The following is a 7,483-nucleotide window of genomic DNA, read 5'->3' on the forward strand; positions in this document are numbered from 1 at the left end:
AGCCATGCAACCAGCAAAAAAACGCCGCCTCCCGAAGGAGGCGGCGTTTTCGATCAGTCGAACGATTATCGCATGGCGACGATCAGTCCTGACCCATCTGCTGCTTGATCAGCTCACCGATAGTGGTCGGGCCACCGGCCTCACCGCTATCTTCGCGCAGCTTCTTCAGGTTCTGACGGGTGTCATCCTGATCCTTGGCCTTGATCGACAGGTTGATCGCACGGTTCTTGCGATCCACCCCGACGATGCGGGCTTCGACGCTGTCGCCTTCGGTCAGCACGTTGCGCGCATCTTCGACGCGGTCGGCACTGATCTCGGACGCCTTGAGGATAGCAACGACGTCGGTTGCCAGCTCGACGTGGGCTTCCTTGGCGTCGACTTCGACAATGCGGCCAGTCACGATGGCGCCCTTGTCATTGACGGCCAGGAACTCGGAGACAGGATCGGTCTCGAGCTGCTTGATGCCCAGCGAGATGCGCTCACGCTCCGGATCGATGGAGAGAATGACCGCTTCGGCTTCGTCGCCCTTCTTGAACTGGCGCACGGCTTCTTCGCCGGTCTCGGTCCAGGAGATGTCGGACAGGTGCACCAGACCATCGATGCCGCCTTCCAGGCCGATGAAGATACCGAAGTCGGTGATCGACTTGATGCTGCCGGCAACGCGGTCGCCCTTGTTGTAGCGGCCGCTGAAGTCTTCCCACGGGTTGGTGGTGCACTGCTTGATACCCAGCGAGATACGACGACGCTCTTCGTCGATGTCCAGCACCATGACGTCGACATCGTCACCCACCTGCACGACCTTGGAGGGGTGGATGTTCTTGTTGGTCCAGTCCATTTCGGAGACGTGAACCAGACCCTCGACGCCCTCTTCCAGCTCGGCAAAGCAGCCGTAGTCGGTGAGGTTGGTAACGCGAGCGTTGACCTTGGTGCCTTCCGGGTAGCGCGCGGTGATGTTGACCCAGGGGTCTTCGCCGAGCTGCTTGAGGCCCAGCGATACGCGATTGCGCTCGCGGTCGAATTTCAGCACCTTGACGTTGATCTCGTCGCCCACGGCAACGATCTCGGACGGATGCTTGATGCGCTTCCAGGCCATGTCAGTGATGTGCAGCAGGCCGTCAACGCCACCCAGATCGACGAAGGCGCCGTAATCGGTGAGGTTCTTGACGATACCCTTGATCTGCTGGCCTTCCTGAAGGGTGGCGAGCAGCGCTTCACGCTCGGCACTGTTCTCGGCTTCGAGAACGGCGCGGCGAGATACCACCACGTTGTTGCGCTTGGCGTCGAGCTTGATGACCTTGAAGTCCAGCTCTTTGTGCTCGAGGTGCGTGGTGTCGCGCACCGGACGCACGTCGACCAGCGAACCCGGCAGGAAGGCACGGATAGAGGCGACATCGACGGTGAAGCCACCCTTGACCTTGCCGTTGATCACGCCTTTGACAATCTCTTCTTTCTCGAAGGCGGCTTCCAGCTCTTTCCACGCTTCGGCACGCTTGGCCTTCTCGCGGGACAGGCGGGTCTCGCCGAAGCCATCTTCGACGGCTTCCAGGGCCACCTTGACTTCATCGCCAACGGCAATGGTCAGCTCGCCATTGTCGTCGCGGAATTGGGAAACAGGGATCTGACCTTCGGACTTCAGGCCGGCATTGACGGTGACCCAATCACCTTCGATGTCGACGACGGTAGCCATGACAATGGCGCCCGCCTCCATGTTGATGTCCTGGAGAGACTGTTCAAATAACTCAGCAAAGCTTTCGCTCATGATGTTCCTGTGATCAACGTTTTAATGGCGGCGTGCCGCCTTCTCCGTACCACCAGCGAGTACGGGCCTACTGCAATGATCCCCGGGGACGTTGGCGCTGGTTCGACCTGGCCTGGCTTTCTGAAATGAGACTGCCGTGCCACGTCATGACGTCTTGCCGGGGGCTCCGTCATGGATCGTCAGGCTACGCGCCAATGCCACGCTGGGCCAGTAGCTGCGTCAACCGATCCACCACTTCCGGTATGGTCAGGCGCGTGGTGTCAAGCGTGATGGCATCATCTGCCGGCTTGAGCGGTGCCACGCTGCGCTGCATATCGCGCGCATCGCGAGCCTGAATCTCTTTTAAAAGACTCGATAGACTAGCAGTCACGCCGCTTTCCTGCAACTGCAGATGGCGTCGCCGGGCCCGCTCTTCGGCGGACGCGGTGAGAAAGATCTTGAGCGGCGCGGCAGGGAACACCACCGTGCCCATGTCGCGGCCGTCGGCGACCAGGCCCGGCGCCACGGCGAAGTCACGCTGACGCTGCAGCAGCGCCTCACGCACCGGATTGAGCGCGGCCACCTGGGAGGCGCGATCGCCGGCCTGCTCGGTGCGAATCACTCGGGTCACGTCCTCGCCCTCGAGCATCACCTGGGGCTCACCGTCCTCGACCAGGAATTCGACGTCGAGGGTAGCGGCCAGGCGTGCCAGCGCCGTTTCATCGTCCAGGGCCACCCCATGCTTGGTGGCGGCCTGGGCGGTAAGCCGATACAGCGCCCCGGAGTCGAGCAGGTGCCAGCCGAGACGCTCCGCCACCAGCCGGCTGATGGTGCCCTTGCCGGCGCCGCCCGGCCCGTCGATGGTCAGTACCGGCGCCTGAGACGCGCTATCGCTCATGCGCCCTCCTCTGCGGCCCGCTCCTCGACCACGCTCAGACCGACCTTGGCTGCCAGATCGATAAAGCCGGGAAAGGAGGTCGCCACATTGGCACAGTCATCGATGAGGATGTCGTCACTGGCGCGCAGCGCGGCAATAGTGAAGGCCATGGCGATGCGGTGATCGCCGAGGCTGTCGATATGCCCGCCGCCATAGCTGGGGCCGTCACTGCCCTCACCCGGCGCGCGACCGACGATATCGATGCCGTCGTCGTGGAGGGTATTGTCGACGCCCAGCGCGGTGAGGCCATCGGCCATCGCCTGCAGGCGGTCCGACTCCTTGACCCGCAGCTCCTCGGCGCCGCGCAGGCGGGTGGTGCCCTCGGCGTTGGCCGCGGCGATAAACAGCGCCGGAAACTCATCGATGGCCAGCGGCACCTGGTCCTGGGGAATCTCGATGCCCTTGAGCGGGGTGTAGCGTACCCGGATGTCGGCCACCGGCTCGCCACCGACTTCGGCCTGATTGGAGAGCTCCAGATCGGCGCCCATCGCCTTGAGGATATTGATCACGCCGATGCGCGTCGGGTTGATGCCGACGTGCTCGAGGGTCAGGTCGGCCCCCGGAGTGATCGCCGCCGCGACCAGAAAGAAGGTCGCCGAGGAGATATCCGAGGGCACGTCGATGGGGCCGGCCGCAAGGGCGCCGCCGCCTTCGAGCCAGCAGGTGTCGCCGTCGCGATGCACCGGATAGCCGAAGCCGTTGAGCATGCGCTCGGTATGATCGCGGGTCGGTGCCGGTTCGCGCACCTGGGTGACGCCCTCGGCATACATGCCCGCCAGCAGCAGGCAGGACTTGACCTGGGCGCTGGCCATCGGCATGTCATAGCTGATGCCTGAGAGCCGACGGCCGCCCTTGATCTTGAGCGGCGGCCGACCGCCCTCTCGGGTCTCGATCTCGGCGCCCATCAGGCGTAGCGGGTCGGCCACACGGCCCATCGGGCGCTTGGTCAGCGAGGCGTCGCCGATCAGCTCACTGTCGAAGGCCTGACCGGCCAGCAGACCGGCGAACAGCCGCATGGCGGTACCGGCGTTGCCGACGTAGAGGGGCCCGGCGGGCGCCTCGAGGCCGTGCATGCCGACCCCGTGAATGGTCACCCGGCCCTGATGCGGCCCCTCGATGGCCACCCCCATCTCGCGGAAGGCCTGCAGGGTGGCCAGACTGTCTTCACCTTCGAGGAAGCCCTTGATCTCGGTCACGCCCTCGGCCAGGGCGCCGAGCATGATCGAGCGGTGCGAGACCGACTTGTCGCCGGGCACGCGAATGCGGCCGGTCACGGAGCCACCGGGAGCCGCCCGATAGCGAAGCGCTTGCTGTTGCATGGTGTGATCACTCACCTGGTAACGGGTCTTGTTGAGTAGCGTATCGAAATAGTGCCGGGCATGGCTGGCGCGATCGATGGTGGCCAGCATGGCGTCGCCGTCGCCGGCCTCCACCTCACGGCGCAGCCGCGCCAGACCGGCCTCGAAGTCGTCCAGCGCCTCGAGCACCGCACGCCGGTTGGCGGTAAAGATGTCGCGCCACATCACCGGGTCGCTGCCGGCGATGCGGGTGAAGTCGCGAAAGCCCCCGGCGGCGTAGCGAAATATCTCCAGCCGATCATCCTGGCGGGCCAGGGTATCGACCAGCGAAAAGGCCAGCAGGTGCGGCAGATGGCTGGTGCGGGCCAGCACCTCGTCGTGCCGCTCGACCTCCATCTCCAGCACCTCGGCACCGCACGCCTGCCACACGGCACGCACCCGGGCCAGGGCCTCCGCCGCGGTATCATGTTGCGGGGTGAGGATGACCTTGTGATGACGATAGAGTGTCGGGTTGGCGGCCGCCACGCCGCTCTTCTCGGAGCCGGCAATGGGGTGGCCAAGCACCAGCTGCGCCGGCAACCGGCCAAAGGCGCGGACAGCGCTATCGCGGATCGCCGCCTTGGTGCTGCCAACGTCGGTGAGCACCGGCCAGCGGTGTTCGGGGCGCTCGGCCAGCGCCTCGGCGAGGGTCGCCATCACCGAATCCATGGCCAGCACCGGTACCGCCAGCACCACCAGGCTGGCATCGGCCAGCTGCTCATCGAGACGGGTGCCACCGCTATCGATCACGCCCATCTCGATGCCGCGGGCGATCTCGTCCGGGTCACGATCACAGGCGGCCAGCTCACCGCGAAAACCGGCGGCCTTGAGCGCGGCGGCCAACGAGCCACCGATCAGGCCGAGGCCAACGATCAGGATGCGCGTCTCCTGCATGCCTGTTTCCCGCATGCTTAGAGGACACCCATCGGGTAGGAGCCGAGCACCTTGAGGTCGGCGGCTCGCAGCCGCACTTCTTCGAGTACCGCGGAGACCCGCGGCTCGTCGCGGTGGCCCTTGAAGTCGATGAAGAACACGTAGTTCCACACCCCGCTGCGCGACGGCCGGGTCTCGAGACGGGTCAGGTCGATCTCGTGACGGTGGAACGGTTCGAGCAGTTCGTGCAGCGCGCCGGGCTGGTTGCGCATCGCCACCACCACCGAGGTCTTGTCCTCTCCGGACATCGGCACGTCGTGATTGCCGATCACCAGGAAACGCGTGGAGTTGTCGGGACTATCCTCGATCTTCTCGGCGATGCGCTCCAGGTCATAGAGCTTGGCCGCCATGTCGCCGGCGATCGCCGCGCTGTGCCACTCGGTCTTGACCAGCTTGGCGGCCTCGGCGTTGGAGGCCACCGGCACCCGCTCGGCGTGGGGGTAGTGAGCATCCAGCCACTTGCGACACTGGGCGAAGGACTGCGGATGGGAGTAGATTCGCGACACCTTGTCCTTGCGGGTATTGCTCGACACCAGCAGATGCTGGTGAATACGCAGCACCACCTCGCCGCCGATGCGCATCGACGAGTCCATAAAGGAGTCGAGGGTATGGTTGACCACGCCCTCGGTGGAGTTCTCCACCGGCACCACCCCGTAGTGCACCGCACCAGCCTCCACCTCGCGGAACACCTCGTCGATGGCCGCCATCGGCAGGCTCACCGCGCTGTGGCCGAAGTGCTTGAGTGCCGCCTGCTGGGTAAAGGTCCCCTCGGGGCCGAGATAGGCGACCTTGATCGGCTGCTCCAGCGCCAGGCAGGCCGACATGATCTCGCGGAACAGCCGCGCCATCTCCTCGCTGTCCAGCGGCCCGCTATTGAGGGCCATGATGCGCCGTAGCACCTGGGCTTCGCGCTCGGGACGATAGAAGACCGCCGAGGGGTCCTCCTGGGTCTTGATATCGGCCACCTGCTTGGCACAGCTGGCACGCTCGCTGATCAGGCGCAGAATATCGCTGTCCAGCGCATCGATGCGCTCACGCAGCGCCTCGAGATTGATCGGGGTATCGCTCATGGTCATCCCCTGCTGATAATGATGTTATCCCTTGCGACGCGCGAAATCGGCCATAAAGTCGATCAGCGCGTCGACGCCCTCTTCCGGTACCGCGTTATACAAGCTGGCCCGCATGCCGCCGACACTGCGGTGCCCCTTGAGGTTGAGCAGCCCCGCCGCCTCGGCCTCGGCCAGGAACGGCGCATTCAGCGCGTCATCGGCAAGCACGAAGGGCACGTTCATGCGCGAGCGGTTGCGCGGCGCAATCGGGTTGGAATAGAAATCGCTGGCATCGATGGCGGCGTAGAGCTTGGCCGCCTTGCGGTCGTTGATGGCGTTCATCGCCGCCAGGCCGCCGATATCCTGCTTGAGCCACTGGAACACCAGGCCGGCCAGGTACCAGGCGTAGGTCGCCGGGGTATTGAACATCGAGCCGTTGTCGGCCATGACCTTGTAGTTGAACATGGTCGGCGTCTCGGGCCGCGCGCGTTCGAGCAGGTCGTCACGCACGATCACCAGCGTCAGGCCGGCGGGGCCGATGTTTTTCTGGGCACCGGCATAGAGCACGCCGAACTTCGACACGTCGAGCGGCCCGGAAAGAATCGACGACGACATGTCGCAGACCAGCGGCGCCACGACGTCGGGGATATAGTCGAACTCGAGCCCGCCGATGGTCTCGTTGGCGGTGTAGTGCAGATAGGCGGCGTCGGAGGAGAGCTGGATCTCCTCGGGGCGCGGCACGGCGGTCAGGCCGTTGCCTTCGCTGGACGCTGCGACATGCGCGCCGGCCAGATGCCTGGCCTCGCTGATCGCCTTCTTGCCCCATATCCCGGTGTAGAGATAGTTGGGCGTGCCCCCCCGTCCCAGCAGGTTGTAGGGCAGCATGGCGAACTGCATCGACGCCCCGCCCTGCAGGAACAGGACCCGGTAGTTGTCGGGGATCGCCAGCAGCTCGCGCAGATCCGCCTCGGCCTGCTCGGCGATCGCCGTGTATTCGGGGCTGCGGTGGCTCATCTCCATCACCGACAGGCCGCGGCCCTGGTAGTCGAGCAGCTCGTCGCGGGCACGTTCCAGCACCGCCTGGGGTAACGCCGCGGGGCCGGCGCAGAAGTTGAAGTGACGTGTCATCAGCGTGGATCCAGGTCCTCTGTCGTGTCTATCTCTGTGGGAGCGACTTGAGTCGCGATTGCAGTGCGAAGCGCTGCCGGGCAAACCCCATCGCGAATAAATTCGCTCCTACATTGGCCTTGGCGCCGCTCCCTGTGGGAGCGACTTCAGTCGCGATCTGTGGGAGCGGTTTTAACCGCGATGCAGTGCGAAGCACTGCCAGGCAACCCCCATCGCGAATAAATTCGCTCCTACATTGGCCTTGGCGCCACCCCTGTGGGAGCGACTTCAGTCGCGATTGCAGTGCGAAGCACTGCCGGGTAACCCCATCGCGAATAAATTCGCTCCTACATTGGCCTTGGCGCCGCTCCCTGTGGGAGCG

At 64.8% G+C, this 7,483-nt stretch carries 5 protein-coding genes; all 5 read right to left on the reverse strand.

Features of this window, described 5'->3' with window-relative positions:
* Positions 1–82 precede the first annotated feature (82 nt).
* Positions 83–1,759, reverse strand: a complete 1,677-nt coding sequence (rpsA, locus tag IEI94_RS18360; protein ID WP_191168695.1) for a 30S ribosomal protein S1 — start codon at positions 1,757–1,759, stop codon at positions 83–85.
* A gap of 184 nt (positions 1,760–1,943) precedes the next feature.
* Positions 1,944–2,636 (reverse strand): (d)CMP kinase, encoded by a 693-nt coding sequence (gene cmk, locus IEI94_RS18365; RefSeq protein WP_191168696.1) that lies wholly within the window; start codon positions 2,634–2,636, stop codon positions 1,944–1,946.
* A complete protein-coding gene (locus IEI94_RS18370) occupies positions 2,633–4,906 on the reverse strand; it encodes a bifunctional prephenate dehydrogenase/3-phosphoshikimate 1-carboxyvinyltransferase (RefSeq protein ID WP_224750194.1) in 2,274 nt (757 codons plus the stop codon). Before IEI94_RS18370 ends, cmk begins: the two co-directional genes overlap by 4 nt.
* A 17-nt stretch (positions 4,907–4,923) precedes the next feature.
* Positions 4,924–6,015, reverse strand: coding sequence for a prephenate dehydratase (gene pheA, locus IEI94_RS18375; protein ID WP_191168698.1), 1,092 nt, complete (start codon positions 6,013–6,015; stop codon positions 4,924–4,926).
* Between the two features lie 24 nt (positions 6,016–6,039).
* On the reverse strand, positions 6,040–7,122 hold the full coding sequence (serC, locus tag IEI94_RS18380) for a 3-phosphoserine/phosphohydroxythreonine transaminase (protein ID WP_191168699.1): 1,083 nt from the start codon (positions 7,120–7,122) through the stop codon (positions 6,040–6,042).
* Between the last annotated feature and the right edge of the window lie 361 nt (positions 7,123–7,483).

Source organism: Halomonas sp. ML-15, assembly GCF_014779595.1.
GTDB lineage: Bacteria > Pseudomonadota > Gammaproteobacteria > Pseudomonadales > Halomonadaceae > Franzmannia.

Excerpts from the sequence above, each read along its gene's own strand:
- rpsA (WP_191168695.1), bottom strand. The coding sequence starts at position 1,759 with ATGAGCGAAAGCTTTGCTGAGTTATTTGAACAGTCTCTCCAGGACATC.
- cmk (WP_191168696.1), bottom strand. The coding sequence starts at position 2,636 with ATGAGCGATAGCGCGTCTCAGGCGCCGGTACTGACCATCGACGGGCCG.
- IEI94_RS18370 (WP_224750194.1), bottom strand. The coding sequence starts at position 4,906 with ATGCAGGAGACGCGCATCCTGATCGTTGGCCTCGGCCTGATCGGTGGC.
- pheA (WP_191168698.1), bottom strand. The coding sequence starts at position 6,015 with ATGAGCGATACCCCGATCAATCTCGAGGCGCTGCGTGAGCGCATCGAT.
- serC (WP_191168699.1), bottom strand. The coding sequence starts at position 7,122 with ATGACACGTCACTTCAACTTCTGCGCCGGCCCCGCGGCGTTACCCCAG.